This window comes from Gordonia sp. CPCC 206044 (assembly GCF_048537895.1).
Classification (GTDB): Bacteria; Actinomycetota; Actinomycetes; order Mycobacteriales; family Mycobacteriaceae; genus Gordonia.
Genome location: NZ_JBCLVL010000009.1, coordinates 171,715 through 189,754, shown reverse-complemented (window position 1 = coordinate 189,754; position 18,040 = coordinate 171,715). Strand labels below are relative to the sequence as shown.

At 63.1% G+C, this 18,040-nt stretch carries 15 protein-coding genes and 1 pseudogene; 14 read left to right on the top strand and 2 right to left on the bottom strand.

The genetic code is table 11. From position 1 onward, the window contains the following. Window positions 1–111 precede the first annotated feature (111 nt). A pseudogene (locus AAFP35_RS16265) lies at window positions 112–426 on the top strand (DUF3349 domain-containing protein); the annotation flags it as partial. A gap of 128 nt (window positions 427–554) precedes the next feature. Beyond that, window positions 555–1,712 carry an o-succinylbenzoate--CoA ligase gene (gene menE, locus AAFP35_RS16260; protein ID WP_419222726.1) on the top strand — a complete coding sequence of 386 codons (1,158 nt, stop codon included), beginning with the start codon at window positions 555–557 and terminating at the stop codon, window positions 1,710–1,712. A 178-nt stretch (window positions 1,713–1,890) separates the two neighbouring features. On the opposite strand, the gene AAFP35_RS16255 is transcribed toward menE, so the two are convergent. Together AAFP35_RS16255 and AAFP35_RS16250 are read right to left on the bottom strand one after the other, a co-directional pair. Further along, entirely contained in the window at window positions 1,891–2,193 is a 303-nt protein-coding gene (locus tag AAFP35_RS16255) for a hypothetical protein (RefSeq protein WP_419222725.1), read from the bottom strand. A 115-nt stretch (window positions 2,194–2,308) separates the two neighbouring features. Then, window positions 2,309–2,683, bottom strand: a complete 375-nt coding sequence (locus tag AAFP35_RS16250; RefSeq protein ID WP_419222671.1) for a MerR family transcriptional regulator — start codon at window positions 2,681–2,683, stop codon at window positions 2,309–2,311. 79 nt (window positions 2,684–2,762) lie between these two features. On the opposite strand from AAFP35_RS16250, the gene AAFP35_RS16245 reads away from it, so the two are divergent. The 12 genes from AAFP35_RS16245 to AAFP35_RS16190 all read left to right on the top strand — a co-directional run bounded on the left by AAFP35_RS16245 (window position 2,763) and on the right by AAFP35_RS16190 (window position 18,031). Next, complete coding sequence (locus AAFP35_RS16245; RefSeq protein ID WP_419222670.1) at window positions 2,763–3,965, top strand: MFS transporter; 1,203 nt, start codon at window positions 2,763–2,765, stop codon at window positions 3,963–3,965. Between the two features lie 351 nt (window positions 3,966–4,316). Next, window positions 4,317–5,618 carry an NtaA/DmoA family FMN-dependent monooxygenase gene (locus AAFP35_RS16240; RefSeq protein WP_419222669.1) on the top strand — a complete coding sequence of 434 codons (1,302 nt, stop codon included), beginning with the start codon at window positions 4,317–4,319 and terminating at the stop codon, window positions 5,616–5,618. 19 nt (window positions 5,619–5,637) lie between these two features. Then, window positions 5,638–6,567 (top strand): LLM class flavin-dependent oxidoreductase, encoded by a 930-nt coding sequence (locus tag AAFP35_RS16235; RefSeq protein ID WP_419222668.1) that lies wholly within the window; start codon window positions 5,638–5,640, stop codon window positions 6,565–6,567. Continuing rightward, the gene (locus AAFP35_RS16230) at window positions 6,564–7,865 is read left to right on the top strand and encodes an NtaA/DmoA family FMN-dependent monooxygenase (protein ID WP_419222667.1); all 1,302 of its coding nucleotides are present in this window, start codon (window positions 6,564–6,566) and stop codon (window positions 7,863–7,865) included. The genes AAFP35_RS16235 and AAFP35_RS16230 overlap by 4 nt, the downstream gene beginning before the upstream one ends. Next, the gene (locus AAFP35_RS16225; protein WP_419222666.1) at window positions 7,865–9,172 is read left to right on the top strand and encodes an NtaA/DmoA family FMN-dependent monooxygenase; all 1,308 of its coding nucleotides are present in this window, start codon (window positions 7,865–7,867) and stop codon (window positions 9,170–9,172) included. Before AAFP35_RS16230 ends, AAFP35_RS16225 begins: the two co-directional genes overlap by 1 nt. A 304-nt stretch (window positions 9,173–9,476) precedes the next feature. Beyond that, window positions 9,477–10,778 carry an NtaA/DmoA family FMN-dependent monooxygenase gene (locus tag AAFP35_RS16220; protein ID WP_419222665.1) on the top strand — a complete coding sequence of 434 codons (1,302 nt, stop codon included), beginning with the start codon at window positions 9,477–9,479 and terminating at the stop codon, window positions 10,776–10,778. A gap of 115 nt (window positions 10,779–10,893) precedes the next feature. Further along, entirely contained in the window at window positions 10,894–11,781 is an 888-nt protein-coding gene (locus AAFP35_RS16215) for an ABC transporter ATP-binding protein (RefSeq protein ID WP_419222664.1), read from the top strand. Further along, a complete protein-coding gene (locus AAFP35_RS16210; RefSeq protein ID WP_419222663.1) occupies window positions 11,778–12,668 on the top strand; it encodes an ABC transporter ATP-binding protein in 891 nt (296 codons plus the stop codon). The genes AAFP35_RS16215 and AAFP35_RS16210 overlap by 4 nt, the downstream gene beginning before the upstream one ends. 58 nt (window positions 12,669–12,726) lie before the next feature. Then, the gene (locus tag AAFP35_RS16205; RefSeq protein ID WP_419222662.1) at window positions 12,727–13,770 is read left to right on the top strand and encodes an ABC transporter permease; all 1,044 of its coding nucleotides are present in this window, start codon (window positions 12,727–12,729) and stop codon (window positions 13,768–13,770) included. 5 nt (window positions 13,771–13,775) lie between these two features. After that, a complete protein-coding gene (locus tag AAFP35_RS16200) occupies window positions 13,776–14,612 on the top strand; it encodes an ABC transporter permease (RefSeq protein WP_419222724.1) in 837 nt (278 codons plus the stop codon). 85 nt (window positions 14,613–14,697) lie between these two features. Further along, the gene (locus AAFP35_RS16195) at window positions 14,698–16,425 is read left to right on the top strand and encodes an ABC transporter substrate-binding protein (protein WP_419222661.1); all 1,728 of its coding nucleotides are present in this window, start codon (window positions 14,698–14,700) and stop codon (window positions 16,423–16,425) included. A 34-nt stretch (window positions 16,426–16,459) separates the two neighbouring features. Next, window positions 16,460–18,031, top strand: a complete 1,572-nt coding sequence (locus tag AAFP35_RS16190; RefSeq protein WP_419222660.1) for an MFS transporter — start codon at window positions 16,460–16,462, stop codon at window positions 18,029–18,031. Window positions 18,032–18,040 lie beyond the last annotated feature (9 nt).

Sequence of the window (18,040 nt, the reverse complement as noted above, 5' to 3'; positions counted from 1 at the left end):
CACAGCGTCCCGGTCCGGCGTCTGGCCCCACGAGGCCCGGCGCCGGACCGCATACAATCGCGGTCAGGATCGACGAATATCCGAATGAACGAGCTGGGGTGAATCAAGGTGGTGGATCGGCCACAGTTCCTCGTCAGGATCATCGAGTGGCTCCGCGCCGGCTATCCCGACGGGGTCCCCCAGGACGATTACATCCCGCTGGTCGCGCTCCTACGTCGCCAATTGTCCGAGGACGAGGTCGAGGAGGTCTCGGCCGACCTGATCCGCAGCTCCGCGCCCCCGCCCGAGCCGATCTCCAAGATCGATGCCGGCGTGATGATCTCCAAGGTCACCCACGAACTGCCGCACGAAGCCGACGTTGCGCGCGTTCGACGCCGTCTGGAGTCGACCGGTTGGCCATTCGACGACGCCCCGCTCGATCCTCCGTCCGCGCCCACCACCACTCCCCCGTCCTATCCGACGGCAACCGATGATCCGCCGACGGCAACCGACAATCCCGCGACAGCAACCGACAATCCGTCGACACCCGACGATGATCCCGAGGAAGACCTGCCCTGAAGACTCTGCGCGCACTCGAACTACCCGCCGGACCCGAACTCCTCGATCATCGTGACGAGCTCCGAGCGATCCTCGACGGTACGTCGGCGTTCGTTCCCGTGCCCGACGATCGACGTGCCGCAGACGCCCTGATCGATGCCTTGGCAGTCGGCTACCCGATCGGCGACGAGACCTCACTCGTCATCTCGACCTCTGGCAGCACCGGCACACCCAAAGGCGCCCAGCACACCCCGACAACACTGTCCTCGTCTGGTCTGGCCACCGCGAAACACCTTGGCGGGACAGGCAACTGGCTACTCGCTCTGGCACCTCATCACATCGCGGGACTCCAGGTGGTGCTGCGCGCACTGGCCGCGGGGCACACGCCTGCGATCCTCGACCTGCGCAACGGTTTCGACCCCGAAGGATTCGCCACCGCGCTCGACGCACTCGACGGTCCACGTCGCTACACCTCGCTCGTCCCGACACAACTCATCAAGGCACTCGACTCACCGCGCGCCGTCCACGCGCTCCGGACATGCGACGGCCTCCTCGTCGGCGGCGCGGTGACGCCGATTCCGTTGCTGCGCAGGGCCGTCGACGAGGGCATTCCGATCATCCGCACCTACGGCATGAGCGAGACGGCGGGCGGATGCGTCTACGACGGCATTCCGCTGGACGGCGTGCGGATCCGCATCGACGATCCCGACATCGACGGCATCGGACGCGTCCTGCTGGGCGGTCCCATGGTCGCACTCGGATACCGCAACCGCCCCGAGCATCCCGCATTCGCCGAGCCCGGCTGGTTCCGCACCGACGATCTCGGCACCGTCGACGACGACGGCGTGCTGTCGATCATCGGGCGCGCCGACGAGGCCATCTCGTCGGGCGGACTGACCATCGTCCCGCAGGTCGTCGAGGCCATCATCGTCGAGGACCCCGCAGTGGCCGAGTGTGCCGTCGTCGGAGTCCCCGACGATCGACTCGGTGAACGGGTCACCGCCTTCGTCGTCCCTTCCGGCACAGGCACTCTCGATGCCGACCGCATCCGGGCCGCAGTCGCCGAACGACTCGACCGGTATGCCGCGCCACGCGAGGTCGTCGAACTGACCGAGCTGCCCACCCGTGGTCCGGGGAAGGTCGATCGGCGGGCGTTGCGCAGCGGCTCGCACTGACGACTCCCGACGCGTCGACCCACCGGGTCACCGCATCCGAAACACCCTCCACTGCAAACGAATCCGTACTGTCAGCACCGCCGACCGCCGATCGCACAGGAACATTGCATCGCGATCAGACAGACCGGCCGACACTCGGCGATCATCGCGGTGACAGGTCGGCGCACACGGCCACCGATCACCGCGTATCGGCCGGCCGTAAGGCCCACGCGGGCACCCAGTGGGTCACCTTCTCCTCGCGCCCCTTCGCGACGACGGTGTAGGAGACCTTGCCGAACCACGCGCCCCACTCATCGATTCCCCACTCGGTCAGCACACCGAGTCGAACCGAACGGATCTGCAAGCCGTCGGGGTGATACGTCCCCGAGAAATGCGGGGCCGACGGGAACAACGCGCCCAGGTCGATGAGCACCGCCCTGTGCCCAGCGGGAACAAACGCACGGCGCCGAGGCCGGCCGCTGTCGCCGCCGATCGACTGCATACCCACGCCGCCAGTATCGCACATATGTTCGATAGCGAGAACGCTGCGGACCCGCTCGCCCGCGAGGTCCGGACGGACGCAACCGCCCGACCAGCACCCGACGACATCCCCGGGGTCAGCCGGCCGCGACGGAAGCTTGCGTCCCGGATTCCTCGAGCAGCTGAGCGAGCGCCGCTCGGCTCGCGCTCAGGCATCGGATCTTGGCATCCAGATCGGCGATCTGGTCGGTGACCATGCCCGCGAGGATCTCGTCGCATCGACTCGTCCAGGCCACCTCACCGACCTGCCGCTCGATGACGATCTTGATGAATCGGGTCGGCACCCCCGACGCGCTCAGGTCTCGGATCATCTCGACACGATCGACGTCGGCGAGATCGTACTCGCGGTACCCGTTGGAGCGGCGCCTCGGTGTGAGGAGTTCTTGCGCCTCGTAGTAGCGCAGCATGCGCGGCGCGACCCCGGTCCGACGTGCCAACTCTCCGATTCGCATCCGTCCTCCACTCGCGCCCACAAGCGTGTGCCGATTCGGCCTTGACCTTCACACTGATGTCAATGTTTAGCGTAGCGGAATGACCAGCCGAGCGCTCCCCTCCACACCACCTACGCTGCGACGACGCCGGTTATGGCCGACGCTCGCGGTACTGACCGCGGCCACCATGTGGACCGTCACCGGGGAGATGCTGCCCTCCGGCGTCCTGCCGGCCATGAGCCGCGATCTCGGCGTCGCCGAGAGCACCGTCGGTGTCCTGGTGAGTGCATGGGCGATCACGATTGCGGTCGTCGGCATCCCGCTGGTTCGGGCGACTCTGCGGATTCCGCGCGCGATTCTGCTGACCGGCGCGCTCGCGGTCACCGCGGTCGCGAACATGGCCACCGCATTCGCCCCAGGGTTCGCGATGGCGCTCGTGGCGCGGCTGATCGCAGCAGGGGCGCACGGGCTGTTCTGGGCACTGGTCGTCGTCTATGTCGCCTCGATCGTCGAACCGGAACGTCTCGGACGTTCGTTGGCCATAGTGTTGTCGGGGCCCACTGTCGCCACACTGCTCGGACTGCCGGCGGGAGCCTTCCTGGCCGATGTGATCGGTTGGCGGGCAGTGTTCGCCGGGGTCGCCGTGCTGCTCGCGGCCACCGCCGTCGCGCTCTGGCTCATCCTGCCTCACACCGATCCCGAAACCGGCGCACCGCAGACGTCGGGCACATGGGATCGCAGTGCACCTGCCGTCCTGGTGGCCGTGGCCGGAGGCGGACTCGTGTTGGTGGGCCATTTCGCGGCATTCACCTACGTCGCGGTTCTCATCACCGGCCTCGGCGGACTCGACACCGCATCGATCCCGTTGTTGCTGTTGATCTTCGGCATCGCGGGTGGATTCGGTGTCGCACTCTCCGGCAAGGCGTCGGACCGTTATCCGTCCGGATCGGTCGTCGGCGCCGCCGCGCTCCTGGCCGCCGGTCTGGCCGCCCTGCGCATCGGCGCCGACGACACCGCGGTGTTCACCGCCGGTATCGCGCTGTGGGGCATGGCCATCGGCGCGTTCCCGCCGATCCTGCAAGCCCACGTGTTGCGTCTGTCCACGCCGCGATTCCGACCTCTCGCCGGCAGCATCGTCATCACCGTGCTCAATCTGGGCATCGCCGGCGGCGCCACCGTCGGCGGACTGATCCTCGCCCGGTCCCAATCGACCCTGGTACTCACCGCACTCGCCGCCGCACTTGCAGGTGTCGTCGTCCTGGCGATGGCCACGGGGCGCGAGTGGCATCGTGGTCGTGAGTGATGTTGCGCCATAGTTGATTCGCACTCAGGGTCGAGTTGGTGATCCGTTCGGCCGCCCGTCCCGGAGAGCCATCGGTTGCGAGATCCGCAGAATCGACTCGCATCGTCGTGCTGTCACGCATCGCTCAGCCGCAGTTCCAGAGCACAACGGTGGGCGCCACAGATGGCGCAATCAACGCTTCACGATCGGGTTGCACACCGGATACGAGCCGGTGATTGCATCGATCACACGCATGACGACACCCGACGTACGGCGTGGCAGTTCAAATGATCGCCGTGCTCGCGAATGGCTGCCGTCGTGGATCACGGCGCGACACCTCGTCATGCACGACAGGAAGGACGGACAACACAGATGCCGGCAGACATGTTCCATCTGGGATGGTTTTACTCGAAAGGCTTCGGCCCAAAGGCATGGAAGCACCGGTGGGCCGGGTCGTCAGTGGACCGATTCACGAAACCCGATATGGCAGTACACCTTGCGCAAGCCATGGAACGCTCCGGATTCGACTACATCATGCTCGAGGACTCCTCGAACGTCCCCTACACATATCAGGGCAGCCACGACGCGTACCTGCGTCATTCGGTCGACACCCCGAAACTTGACCCGACCGTGTTGGCGCCGTTCCTGACTGCCGCCACCGACAATCTCGGAGTCGTCGTCACGTGCTCGACGACGGAGTACCACCCGTTCATGCTCGCGCGGAAGTTCAACACCCTAGACCACGTTTCGGATGGCCGCATCGGGTGGAACGTCGTGACCGGATCGAACGACGGCGGTGCGCAGAACTACGGCCGCGACAGACAGTATCCCCACGACGAGCGTTACGACATGGCCGACGAGTTCATGGATGTCTGCCACGGACTCTGGAACGGATGGGACGACGATGCCTTGGTACTCGATCTCGAAGGTGGCGTGTTCGCCGACGGGTCGAAGGTCCATCCGATCGAGCACGTGGGGAAGTACTACCGCGTGCGCGGGCCCCTTTCCTCACCGCCTTCACCTCAGCGTTCGCCGGTGATCTGCCAAGCAGGCGGGTCAGAACGGGGGCGTCGGTTCGCAGGCCAGTGGGCCGAGACGATCATCTGCGCCGCCCGCGGTGTCGAGGCCATGAAATCCTACCGATCCGACGTCCGAGCCGAAGCAGTCGCCGCCGGGCGCGATCCCGACAGCATCAAGGTCCTCTTTCTCATCTCGCCCATCATCGACGAAAGCTTCGAGACGGCGGAAGCACGTCGCCGACATCGTTGGGACACAGCTGAACACGAGGTGGACTTCGGATTGGCAGCTCTTTCCCGGTCGACCGGCATCGATTTCTCCAAGTTCGACCTCGACGAGCCGATTCCTCCTCTCGAGACGAACGGCCACCAGTCCAGCGCGCGCCAGATGGAGGGCAAGATCCTCCGTGATGTCCTGCGGTACAACCGCACGCTGGAGACCGTCCCACTGACAGGAACAGCGCAATCCGTCGCCGGCGACATGGACGAATTGATGCAAGAGGTCGGCGGCGACGGTTTCCTTCTGGTGGAGAGCTATCACTCGCGGCGCTACATCGCTGAGATCTGCGACGGGCTCGTTCCAGAGCTCCAGAAGAGGGGACTCACACGTAAATCTTACGAGTTCAACAGTTTCCGCGAGAATCTGCTGTCATTCTGATCAGGGAAGAGGCTACTGAATGTTCATATCAGTCTTTGTCCGACCCATGTCATCGACCACGGTAACCGAAGGTCTCGACCTCGCGAACTCTCTGGAGGCGGCAGGTGCGGCGTCTGTGTGTTTCCTCGATCCCCACGACGGCGAGGACCGTTTTCTCACGTTCGAGTCGACGACCATGGCGGGCGCTGTCGCCGCCCGCACCGACACGATCGGTGTCGTAGCAGAGAACTCGTCGCTCTTCGGTTTTCCGTACCACTCAGCGAGGCGATTGGCCACGATCGACCACATGTCGAGAGGTCGATCGGGATGGCTGATGCGCACCGCACCTTCGAGTTCCGAGTCAGGAGCATACGAATGGCGTTCGGCGGCAGGGCGAGGCGAGGAGCTCCATCGTTCGACCGAGTACGCCGAGATCGCGCTGGAGCTCTGGAACAGTTGGGAGGACGGCGCGCAACAGCCCGACAAGCAATCGGGAGCATTCAAGGACGACAGCAGAATTCGCCCCATCGATTATCGATCGACGTCGTTTCGGGTGGCGGGCCCGCTTGATGTCCCCCCTTCGCCTCAAGGACGCCCGGTGCTGTTCGCCGAGGTCTCCTCGAAGGACGAGGCTGTGTATCTCAGTCGCTATGTCGACGTCGCGATCGTGATCGCCGAGGACGACGCAGCGGTGACGGAGCTCGCGTTGCACGTGTCAGGAGAGGATTCGACGACGGAGATCGTCGTCGCGGCGCATTTGTCGCCCGACCGGAGAACACTCTGCGCCGAAGACGCAGCGTCCCTCGTCGGTCAGCACGCGTTTGGGGGCGTCGCGCTCTACATGTCCCCCACTGAGGCGGCAGCCGCGGTCGAGATGATCGGGGCCACCGGGACCATTGCCCCCGGAGCGACATTGGCCGCCACGCTGGGAATCGCAGAGAAGTTCGTACACGGAGGGAACGCAGCATGACCGCGATGATGCATCTCAGTCTCAATCTCACCGAGTACGGACGACATTCGGGAGCATGGCGTCACCCGGCTGCCGATGTCTCGACAATCCCCAACCTCGGTGCATACATCCACGGCGCGCAGTGGGCGGAGCGAGGCTTCTTCGATCAGACGTTCATGGCGGACACTCCTGTCCACAGCTATGGCAACAGCAGCGTGACCGGAACCCGGGTCGATCCGTTGGAGATGGCATCGGCGATCACCGCTGCGACGTCACACGTCGGTGTCATCGCCACGCTGTCGACAAGCTACAACGAACCATTCGATGTGGCCCGTCGAGGCGCTTCTGCCGATCACATCTCTGGAGCGCGTCTGGGTATCAATTACGTCGCGTCGTCCGGGGATGCGACCGCACGAAACTTCAACCGCGCTCATCAGTTGCCTCACGATGATCGGTATGTTCGGTCGAACGAATTCATCGAAGTCGTGACGAAGCTCTGGGCGGCCGCCGGCACCGACGACGAGCAACCCCGACTGGTGACGCATCGCGGCAGGTTCTTCGACGTCGAGGCAGCGCTCGACATCCGCAGGCCACAGATGCACCGGCCGATCATCGTCCAGGCCGGGTCATCGTCCGAGGGAAGGGATCTGGCAGCACGATGGGCCGATGCGATCTATGCGGGCGGTTCCACTCTGCAACGCGCGCGAGAGTTCTATGCCGACATCAAAGCTCGGACCGCCGCCTACGGCCGAGACCCGAACTCGATCAAGGTCATGTTGGGCATCGCCCCGTTCATCGGACGAACGCAGGCAGAAGCCGATGCGCTGCACAGGACGCTCGACGAATTCCACGCAACGGGTGCGGATACGATCAGCCACCTGTCCGGACTTCTTGAATGGGACCTGTCTCGCTACGACCCGGATGGACCATTGCCTTTCGACGATCTGCCGGAGGTCATGTCCGCCAGTGTCAGTCAGGCAACGCTGTTCACCCGAATGGGCAGAGAAGAGGGCCTGTCCATCAAAGAGATCGCCTATCGCGCGTACGTGGGCGGTCTGGCGAACATGCAGTTCGTCACCACAGGAACTCCCGAGCGGGTTGCCGACACGATGCAGGAATGGTTCGAGGCCGGAGCCTGCGACGGCTACTCACTGGTCGCCCCCAACATCGGTCCCACGATCGAGAACTTCGTCACCGACGTGGTGCCCATCCTGCAAGAGCGCGGTCTGGCACGAACGAGCTACGACTCGTCCACGCTTGCTGGGCATTTCGGAATCAGCAGACTACACATGGGCGTCGGGGCAGAGGTGGCGGCCTGATGTCCAGACGATTCCATCTGGCATGGTTCACGTCTTTCACTCCCCCATCGTGGCGATCACCTTGGGGCGGTGGGACCGGCGACGAGTGGTTGACCGGCGACTATCACGTGTCGATGGTGCAGCAGATGGAGCGGGCCGGATTCGACTTCGTCATGTTCGAGGACTCGACCATGGTGGCCGAGGCAATGGGCGGTTCAGCGGAGATGGACCTCAAGCACAGCCTGCATTCCCCCAAGCTCGATCCGTTCCCGCTCTTGCCGATGCTTGCCCGAGAGACTCGGCACATCGGCCTCATTGCCACTGGTTCGACATCGTTCTACCCGCCCTTCATCCTGGCGCGAGCGATGGCGACCATGGATCATCTGACCGGTGGCAGGGTGGGTTGGAATGTGGTGACGTCGTCTGAGGACATCGCGGCGCAGAACTACGGTATGGACTCGCTCCCTCCCCACGACGAACGATACGACCGGGCTCAAGAGTTCATGGATGTCTGTAAAGCGCTATGGGATTCATGGGATCCGGATGCCATCGTCATGGATCGGCAGACCGGCCACTATGCCGATCACACCAAAGTCCGCCCGATCAACCATGTCGGCAAGTACCACTCGGTCCGCGGCCCGCTGAACATGCCCTCGGGCCCACAAGGGCACCCGGTCATCTGCCAGGCGGGTGGGTCGGACAAGGGCAGGGACTTCGCCGCGAGGAACGCAAACGCAATCGTGGTGACGCAACCGCTATTGCCCAAGATGAAAGAGTATCGCGACGACATACGTTCCCGTGCGGAGCGTTTCGGCAGAGATCCGAATGATGTCAAGGTCCTCTTCCATCTGTCCCCGGTCATAGGCGACTCAGAGCAGCACGCGCGGGACCTCCATCAGAACTTGTTCGGTATGGAGGATGACCTGGCCATCGAGCGCGTACTGGCGATGACCGCAGCCGTCACCGAGATCGATTTCAGCGCTTTCGATCTCGATGCCCCTTTCCCACAGGACCTCGTCACCAACGGGCACCAATCCGTCCTGTCTGATCTGATGGAACGAAACAGGGGCAAAACACTGCGACAGTCGCTGTCCGAACGAGCACAACTCGGTCCCCAGGTGGTGGGCACCATTGGATCGGTGGCCGATCAGATGGAAGCGATCATGGAGCACACCGGCGGCGATGGATTCCTGTTTCTCGCAGCACCGCACACCCGACGCTACATCGACGAGATCTGCTCAGGTCTGATTCCCGAACTCAGAAGGCGGGGCCGGACTCGTGATGGCTACCGGCACAAGTTCTTCAAGGACAACCTCCTCGATTTCTGAACGAACGGTTCGGCACGGGACTCAGAGCCGGGGCCCAGTGACATGGTTCACAGGGCCCCGGCCGTTCTTCGTTCGGCCGGTCCAGGCGGCGAAGTCCGCCGCCGGCGCCCGACCCGAGGACCGACCACGCAGGTCGGCCTGACCTGCACGCATTGTCCATCTCTGCTGGCGTAATTGTTACTTCATCGCATGCTAGCGGCGCCGTAGCAGGTTCTTCCTACTGTCATCCGTACGTGAGTCGGAGCGGGTGCTGCGACAGGCAGCAGTGGCAGGTCCGACCAGAAACCTGGAGGTATGGCAGCTTATGTCGGCGAAACCCTTTCACTTGGCGTGGTTCGGCGCAGATGGCTTCGGAGTGAAGTCGTGGGGTCGCACCTGGTCGGGACGCGGCGGCGTCGACTGGTCCAGTCCACAGATGTGGATCGACATGGCTCAGGCGCTGGAGAGAGCCCGATTCGATTTCATCATCATCGAGGACTCTTCTTACGTACCGGACGCGTACGGGTCGAGCTTCGAGGCCTATGTGAAGAGCGCGACGGCAACACCGAAGATGGACCCCAGCGTGCTCGCTCCTCTGATGAACTACTTCACCCGCCACATCGGAATCGTCCCCACACTGTCGGTGACCGAGTACCACCCGTACCTTCTGGCGCGGAAGATCAACACACTCGACCACATGTCACAAGGCCGGACCGGCTGGAATATCGTGACGGGCTCCAGCCATCGGTCGGCACAGAACTTCGGACTCGACAGCCAGATCGAACACGACAAGCGCTACGACATCGCCGACGAGTTCTTCGAATTGGCGTGCCGCCTCTGGGACTCCTGGGAAGAGGACGCTGTGGTGCTCGATGAGAAGACACAGACCTGGGCCGACCACACCAAGGTTCACACAGTCGACTTCGAGGGAAAGTTCTTCAAGTCGCGAGGTCCACTCAATGCACCGAGGTCACCGCAGGGACGGCCGACCTTCGTGCAAGCGGGTGGCTCCCCTCGCGGAAAGCAGTTCGCTGCCGGCTCCGCGAATGCGATCATCTGTGGCGTCGAAGGCGGGCCCGCAGCGATGAAGACTTTCCGCGACGACGTGCGTGCGATGGCGGTGGAGGCCGGTAGAGATCCCGACGACGCCAAGGTGCTGTTCCTCGTTTCACCAGTGCTCGGCGAAACCGATTCCGAAGCACAGGACAAGCAGGCGCGGCAGGTCGCGTTCGCCGAGGAGCATCCGGAGCTCGGGCTCCTTCACCTGTCACGCCATTCCGGGATCGACTTCTCCCAGTGGGGAATCGACGAGAAGATCCCTGAAGATGCGACCACGAACGGGCACCAACAGTTGATCGTCCAGTCACGCGGTAAGACTCCCCGGCAGATTCTCAACAAAGGCCTGGGCAACTTCGAGTTCGTCGGTTCACCCGACACCATCGCCGCACAGATGGACGAGGTCATGCAGGAGGTCGGTGGTGACGGTTTCCTGATCGCGAACCACGACCTCAACCGGCGCTACATCAGCGAGATCGCCGACGGGCTGACACCTGCGCTCCAGCGGCGCGGGCTGGTTCGCGAGGAATACAGCTTCGATCACTTCCGGGACAACCTCCTCGAGTTCTGATCGAAGAGCCCGGTGTAACCGCAGAATGACCGACCGCAGTGGCGCAGTCGGAGTGTCACCCCAACAGACAAAGGGACGAGCAGTCCACGCGCACCACCACAGAATCGAGAACGACATGACAGATACCGGCCACAACCTTCTCGCGGTCGAATCGGCTCGAGTCACCTACGCCGGCGATGTTGCGGCGGTCAAGGATGCCAGTTTCACCATCTCTCCTGGTGAGCACGTTGCCATCGTCGGCGAATCCGGCAGCGGAAAAACAACTCTCGCGCTCGCCATCGCAGGCCTTCTGACTGCGGGCGACGCCGAATGCTCCTTTTCTCGCTTCAGCTTCGACGGCTGCCCGGTGAGCCGTGGAAGGGTCAGCCCGATACCCCACCGCACACCTGGAATGTCGATGGTGTTCCAAAACGCCATGACATCACTCGATCCGGTGGCAACCGTCGGCGCCCAGTTCCGAGACGTTTTGCGCGGGCTCTCAAAGCTCTCTCGGAAAGAGGCGAGACGGCGGTCACTGACCTGGTTGGCGAGCGTCGGATTGCGCAACCCGGAAAGGGTTCTGAAGCTCCGGCCCTACGAGTTGTCCGGCGGCATGCGTCAGCGGGTCATGTTGGCGTTGGCGATGTGTGGTGAACCGAAGTTACTGATCGCCGACGAGCCCACCAGCGCGCTCGACGCATCCGTATCGCGCGACGTCATGGATCTCATCAGGTCGGTCACCGAACGATCGCACACCAGCCTGCTGATGGTCACCCACGACATTGACCTCTGCCGGATGTATGTCGACAAGGTGATCGTCATGTACAAGGGTGAGATCGTCGACATCTGCGCCGCGGACCGGATCGAAGACGAGGCGACACATCCCTACACACGTGCGCTGACCGAGTGTGTACCTACCCTGGCGAGCGCTGATCTCGATCGTCTTCCGACACTGGACCATTCGGCGCTCGTGCCCGTACACGACCGCGAGGGTTCGCTACTCGAGGGCGCGGTGCCGGCATGAAGCATCTGAGGCGGCCGCAGCCGGCCGCGCTGGTAGCGGCGCCGGACCAGCGCGACTCGCCGGTCACGCCTCCCGTGGTGACGCTCCAGACCGATCAGGTCACCCGCGTGTTCGGACACGGACAGAACGCGCACGTTGCGGTGAGGCCTCTCGATCTCGAGATCGACAGCCGTACCGCGCTCGGAATCGTCGGCGAATCAGGTTCGGGAAAATCGACACTCTCACGGCTCCTCGTCGGGCTCGATACACCGACGTCCGGTGCGATCTTCCTGGACGGCACCTCGATCAGCAGCATGATGTCCACTCGCTGGGGGCTCCGGAGACTTCGGCAGACCGTCCAGTTCGTCGCGCAGGACACCTTTTCCAGCTTCGACCCGCGGCGCTCGCTGCGCGATGCCGTCGCCACGCCCCTGCGAGTTCTCCGCGGCGTCACCGGCGATGATGCCGAGCTCGAAATGCGCGAGATCCTCGAGACGTTGGTGTTGGATCCAGTCTTGCTGGACCGGTATCCCTCGCAGCTGTCGGGCGGTCAACGCCAGCGGTTCTCACTGGCGCGTGCACTGGTGGTTCGACCACGAATCCTCCTGTGCGATGAAGTGGTGTCAGCGCTCGACGTCTCCGTTCAGGGAGCGGTGCTCAACATGATCCGCGACTATTGCGAAACTCACGGCGTCGGGCTGGTTTTCGTTTCCCACGGTCTCCCCGCCACGGCGTTCATCTCAACTTCGCTGATTGTCATGCGCAACGGTGAGGTCGTCGAGCGAGGCCGCACGATGGATCTGATCGAACAACCACAACACCCGTACACACAATCACTTCTCGATGCCTACCGCCGCGGACCTCGCGAAGTCGGTCCGGCCGATCTGGGTTTGGACACCGCCCCATGAACCCGAAACTGCCACAAGAATCCTCCAACCACGGCCGCAAGAGACTGGACGTCGCCGCATGAAGACCAAACTCGCCCGCCACCGATGGTGGGTCGCCAGAACGCTTGTTCTGCCCGTGCACATCATCGGTTTTGCCATCGCGGCGTTCTTCCTCGTTCGGCTGCTCCCCGGCGACCCGGTACTCGCACGGATGGACACGACCAACGGCTTCAGCCAGGGCGATTACGACCGGATGGCAGAGTCCATGGGACTGGACGGATCGATCTGGAGTCAACTGACGACGTTCGTGGGACGACTGCTCCACTTCGATCTCGGTATATCAGCCACCACCAATCAACCTGTGTGGCAGGAGATCATGACTCGGCTGCCGGCCACCCTCGAATTGATCTTCTTGGGCCTCGCCGGGGCGGTGATCGTGACCCTCGCGCTTGCCTTGCTCTCGGTTTCCACCACCAACAAGCGCGTGCAACGTCCACTACGCTTCTATGCGAACCTGACCGGTGCCCTGCCCGACTTCGCAGTGGCCATCCTCGGGATCGTCGTGTTCTACGTGGTGCTCCAAGTCGTGCCCGCCCCAATCGGTCGGGTGAACGCCGGTGAGCACATGCCATTGGTGACCGGGTTTCCGCTACTTGACACCGTGTTGACCGGCCGCCTCGACGTCTTTTTCTCGATGTCAGCCCATTACGCTCTGCCCATCCTGGTGATCGTCTTCATCCATGCCTCGGGATTATGGCGGCAGTTGCGCCTCGGTCTCGTGGAGCAGATTGAGGATCCGGCCACGTTGTTCAAGATCGCTTCGGGCGCAACACGTCGGTCAGTCTATTCCAGCGTACTGCGCCGTGCGTCGGCCAGTTCGATCGTGATGCTCGGCGCCAAGTTCGGAGCCCTCCTCGGAGGAGTCATCGTTCTCGAGCAATTGTTCGGCTTCGGTGGCGTCGGACAGTTCTCCATCGATGCCGTCAACAGCCTCGACTTCCTTGGACTGCAGGGCTTTCTCATCGTGATCGCAGCCCTGTGCCTCATCACCTTCTTCGTCGTCGATCTGGTCAACATGATGCTCGATCCACGTCGACGCCCGGGCCTGAAAGCGGACGCGTGAAACCGATGAAACTGCTGCGCTCTTCCCACCTGTCGCTCATGTCGGCCATCTCGTTGGGGGTCATCGCCTTCATCGTCCTGTTCGCACGTATGATCGCGCCGTACGATCCTGAAAAGGTTGTTGCCCAGGCAGATACGGCACCCAGCGCCGCCCACCCCTTTGGCACGGACTCAACCGGAATGGACGTCTTCTCACGTACGCTCGTGGCCGCACAGATCGATGTGACGCTCGCAATCGTCGTCACCATATCCGCCACGGTCCTCGGCCTGCTGGTCGGACTGATCGTCGGCATGAACGAGTCACGTGGCGGCTACGAGGGTGCCGCAAGCCGTGGCGCCAGTCGGACACTGGACCTCACTGACGCGATCCCGCCGCTCGTCATCGGGGTCGTCGTCGTTGGGTTGATGGGTGCCTCGACGGTGAGCCTGAGCATCGCACTCGCTGTGATCCTCATGCCCAACCAGGCACGCCTGACTCGCGCCGAGGTACTCAAGGTTCGCGGAGATGCTTACGTCGAGGCAGCGTTGATGGCCGGTCTGCGCCCGTGGCAGGTGACGCTGCGACACGTACTGCCGAACTCAGCTCGACCCGCAATCGAGAACTGCTCCAACATCTTCGGCTACTCGATCATCGTGCTGGCATCACTGGGATTCCTCGGTATCGGGCTCAACCCACCCACACCCGAGTGGGGGAACATGATCTCGCGCGGCGTATCCGACGTCATGCTCGGCAGCTGGTGGTCCGCCTTGTTCCCGGCTGTTTTCTTGATGCTCACCGTGATCGCCGCCGCATCGATGACCGACGCACTGACTCGCCTCAGCAGAGGTCCCGCGTACGCATGAACATGCACTTCCCTATGTGGCGCAACAGTCCTCATTCACACTCATCGACGGCCGGGATCCGGCATGCAATCTCATTGGAGGGTCAGTGACCACCACAATTCCGAATCCGTCGCAGGGCATTGGGCCGACGGACGGACCGCGCGCGCCGTACTTGTCACGGCGTAGTTTCCTCGCCGGCTCGCTGGGCATCGCCGCGGCGGCGGCCCTCGCGGGGTGCACGGACAGATCTGGTGCCACCGGTTCGGCAGCCTCCCCCGACGCCGCGTCCCTGGTTGTCGCGGTGCCCGCTCTGGCGCCAACCCTGGATGGCGTGGTGGGCGGCAACGGCATCAGTCTGGAATCGTTCGAGATGAACGCAAATCTCCAGGCCGGGCTGGTCCGCAACCCGTACGTCAAGGGCGAGACCGCCGGCACCGTCGTTCAGGATTTCAACACATACGTCGGCTACCTGGCAGAGGACTACACGGTCTCGGCAGACGGGCTCACCTATACATTCCGGCTGCGACAGGGGCTGCGAAGTCCGCTCGGCAACACCATCAACGCAGACGACGTCATCTACTCTTTCGAACGGAAGTGGCAGACAGCGACTTATGCTAAGTCCGCGTGGGCCGACTTCGGCGGGCCAGACGCCATCTCGAAGATCGACGAGCGTACCGTCGCGTTCCGAATTTCCACCGTCGGTTTCGGACAGACGTTCCTGGGGCTCCTCGCCAACCTCCAAGGGCACATCTACGATTCGACCGCCCTGCGGCAGCACTCGTCGCCGGACGACCCGTATGCGCTCGAATGGGCAGCGGCGAATGGCGGTTGGGGGCTAGGGCCCTATTACGTCACGTCGCAGATCCCCGACCAGCAGATGATTCTCAGCGCGAACCCGCACTACGCGCTCGGTGAGCCCCACATCCAACGGGTCACCCTTCGGGTTGTCACAGATGCCGGCACGCGAGCGGTCTTGGTCCTGAGTGGCGACGCCGATGTCGCTGAAGGGGTGCTGCCGAAAGACCAAGCCAAGCTGTCGGGCAAGCGCGGCGTGGTCGTACCGAGGGCACAGAACCCGATCGAATACGCCGACCTCACGTTGGTGACGAATAAGGCACCGTTCGACGACCTGAGAATCCGGCAGGCGTTTGCGTACGCCATCCCTTACGACGAGATCATGCGCCAAGTGTATTCCGGCCGCGCGGTTCCCATGGTCGGCAACATCAACCCATCGACATCGAACTACTCGACGGACCGGCTACCTCGATACACCTACGACCCGCGACGGGCGAAAGATCTTCTGGCACAGAGCAGCCGACCGCGCGGTGTCTCCTTTGGCCTCACCGTGTCCACCGCCACTCCTGACCTCGTGAACGCCTGCATCCTGATCAAGTCATACGCGGCGGATGCGGGCTTCGATGTGCAGATCGACCAGTTGTCTTCCAGCGAGTTCGGCACTGCAAGAACCAAAGCAACTCAGCAGGCGATCATCTACCGCAACCGCTGCCAGGTCCAGACCCCCGAATACGCGTGCACGACCTTCTTCAAACCCGACGATGATCCCTCGAGCCCGTCTCGATGGGACGACGAAATGAACGCAGAGTTCTGGACATACATCCAGAGGATCAGTGCCAACGGGGATCCGCTGTCCGTCGCGTCCGGACACCTTTGGGAGCAGGCGCAGACGCTCTTGATCGAATCCGCGACGGAGATCTTCATCTGTGCCATCCAACCCTCACAGGTGTTTCGGGATGGCGTGCAGGGCTTTGCATACCGCTCGGAGAACGCCATCGATTTCGGCAATGTCTCTCTGGGGTCGGTCAGTTCGTCGTGACCGCCGCCTTCGCGCGCACCCATGACCAGAATCGATGACAAAGGAAGTGTCCGTGTACTTCAGACAGCGTCGCGTCCATCGGCCGAGGCGACGTGGAGCACCACTGGACCCGATTTCGGATGCACCGCCGGGGTCACCCTATGCCGTGTTGTGGGTCACGAGCTTCGGATTGCTGCTCATGCTGGTGAACAACACATCCGTCAACGTGGCGCTGCCGCAACTGTCCGACGCGTTCGGTGCATCGACCTCGGTCGCAGGGTGGTTTCTGCTGGGATTCATGTTGGCGAACACTTCTTCGATACTCATCTTCGGACGCGTCTCGGACATGTTCGGACGCAAGCGAATCTATCTCTGGGGTCTCACCGCATTCATGATCGCGAGCCTACTCGCTGCATTCTCTCCGAACGCCGCAGTATTCGTCGCGCTCCGTGCTGTCCAGGGCGTTGCCGCAGCGACGATCGTCTCCAACACGACGGCGATCGTCGCCGACGCCTTCCCCTCGGACAGACTGACCCATGCCCTGAGCATCAATCTCACCGCTGCCGCCGTGGGCAACACCATCGGACCAGCCATCGGGGGTGTGCTCGTGTCCGCATTCGGATGGCAGTCGGTGTTCCTGGTGAACGTACCGTTCGGAGTGGTCGCCGTGCTCTTGGGACTCAAGTATGTGCCCACCAGGCGTGTTCACGAAGGAACGGGACGGTTCGATCTGAGCGGCGCCGTACTGTCGGTCGTCGGCCTCGCAGTGATTCTCTACGGACTCGACCGGATGTCTTCCCACGGGTTCGGCGATGTAATCGCGCTCGTGATGACAGGAGGTGGCGTTCTCGTTCTCTCCGTGTTCGTGCTCGTGGAACTGCGCATTCGTGATCCGCTCGTCGACATGACACTGCTCCGCGATGTGGGCCGGTCATGCGCGTACATCGCAGCATTCTTCAGTTCCTTTGCAAGAGCAGGGGTCACCGTCTTGGTGGTTCTCCATCAACAGATGGTCTGCGGCCGGAGCGCGGCACAAGCGGGACTGGTCGTCATGGTGATGGCCATCGCCATGACAGTCGCGACCCCGTTCGTCGGAAGGCTCACCGATGTCGTCGGTTCGAGATGGGTCATCGGCGTCGGCGGCGCGCTGGTCGTGGGAGGTCTCGGAGGTCTGGCCGCATCCACCGCGGAGTCGTCCCTGGTCATCACATCTGTGTGGCTGGTGTTCGTCGGTCTCGGTATCGGACTCTTCACCGCGCCGAACACAGCGGCCATCATGGAGAACGTTCCGGGGCAACGCCGGACGGTGGCGAACGCCGTACGGTCGATGTTGTTCAACACCGCTCAGGCGATGAGCACTTCGATCTGTCTCCTTGTGGTTGCAACGTCGGGAATCGCCAGCTTCGCCGTCGAGTCGAACACTCCGGCGGTCACGCAAGCATTCACCCTGTCATATCTGCTCTGCGCTCTCACCGCTCTTCTGGCCATGGTGTTCTCGTTGCTCCGGGCACGACCTCGGCGTGTGACCAGCCGCGAGACGGTCGTCGCGGCCGCCGATTCGCCAGCCTCGAAAACGGTTTTCGCACACCCTGTTGCGCGCACACATCTGTCGGACGACGCGGCATGACCCTGATCG

What these genes read in the sequence shown, in the direction of transcription:
- AAFP35_RS16210 (WP_419222663.1), top strand. Translation starts at nt 11,778, where the DNA reads ATGAAGCATCTGAGGCGGCCGCAGCCGGCCGCGCTGGTAGCGGCGCCG.
- AAFP35_RS16240 (WP_419222669.1), top strand. Translation starts at nt 4,317, where the DNA reads ATGCCGGCAGACATGTTCCATCTGGGATGGTTTTACTCGAAAGGCTTC.
- AAFP35_RS16200 (WP_419222724.1), top strand. Translation starts at nt 13,776, where the DNA reads ATGAAACTGCTGCGCTCTTCCCACCTGTCGCTCATGTCGGCCATCTCG.
- AAFP35_RS16245 (WP_419222670.1), top strand. Translation starts at nt 2,763, where the DNA reads ATGACCAGCCGAGCGCTCCCCTCCACACCACCTACGCTGCGACGACGC.
- AAFP35_RS16215 (WP_419222664.1), top strand. Translation starts at nt 10,894, where the DNA reads ATGACAGATACCGGCCACAACCTTCTCGCGGTCGAATCGGCTCGAGTC.
- AAFP35_RS16190 (WP_419222660.1), top strand. Translation starts at nt 16,460, where the DNA reads ATGACAAAGGAAGTGTCCGTGTACTTCAGACAGCGTCGCGTCCATCGG.
- AAFP35_RS16255 (WP_419222725.1), bottom strand. Translation starts at nt 2,193, where the DNA reads ATGCAGTCGATCGGCGGCGACAGCGGCCGGCCTCGGCGCCGTGCGTTT.
- AAFP35_RS16220 (WP_419222665.1), top strand. Translation starts at nt 9,477, where the DNA reads ATGTCGGCGAAACCCTTTCACTTGGCGTGGTTCGGCGCAGATGGCTTC.
- AAFP35_RS16225 (WP_419222666.1), top strand. Translation starts at nt 7,865, where the DNA reads ATGTCCAGACGATTCCATCTGGCATGGTTCACGTCTTTCACTCCCCCA.
- AAFP35_RS16230 (WP_419222667.1), top strand. Translation starts at nt 6,564, where the DNA reads ATGACCGCGATGATGCATCTCAGTCTCAATCTCACCGAGTACGGACGA.
- AAFP35_RS16235 (WP_419222668.1), top strand. Translation starts at nt 5,638, where the DNA reads ATGTTCATATCAGTCTTTGTCCGACCCATGTCATCGACCACGGTAACC.
- AAFP35_RS16250 (WP_419222671.1), bottom strand. Translation starts at nt 2,683, where the DNA reads ATGCGAATCGGAGAGTTGGCACGTCGGACCGGGGTCGCGCCGCGCATG.
- AAFP35_RS16205 (WP_419222662.1), top strand. Translation starts at nt 12,727, where the DNA reads ATGAAGACCAAACTCGCCCGCCACCGATGGTGGGTCGCCAGAACGCTT.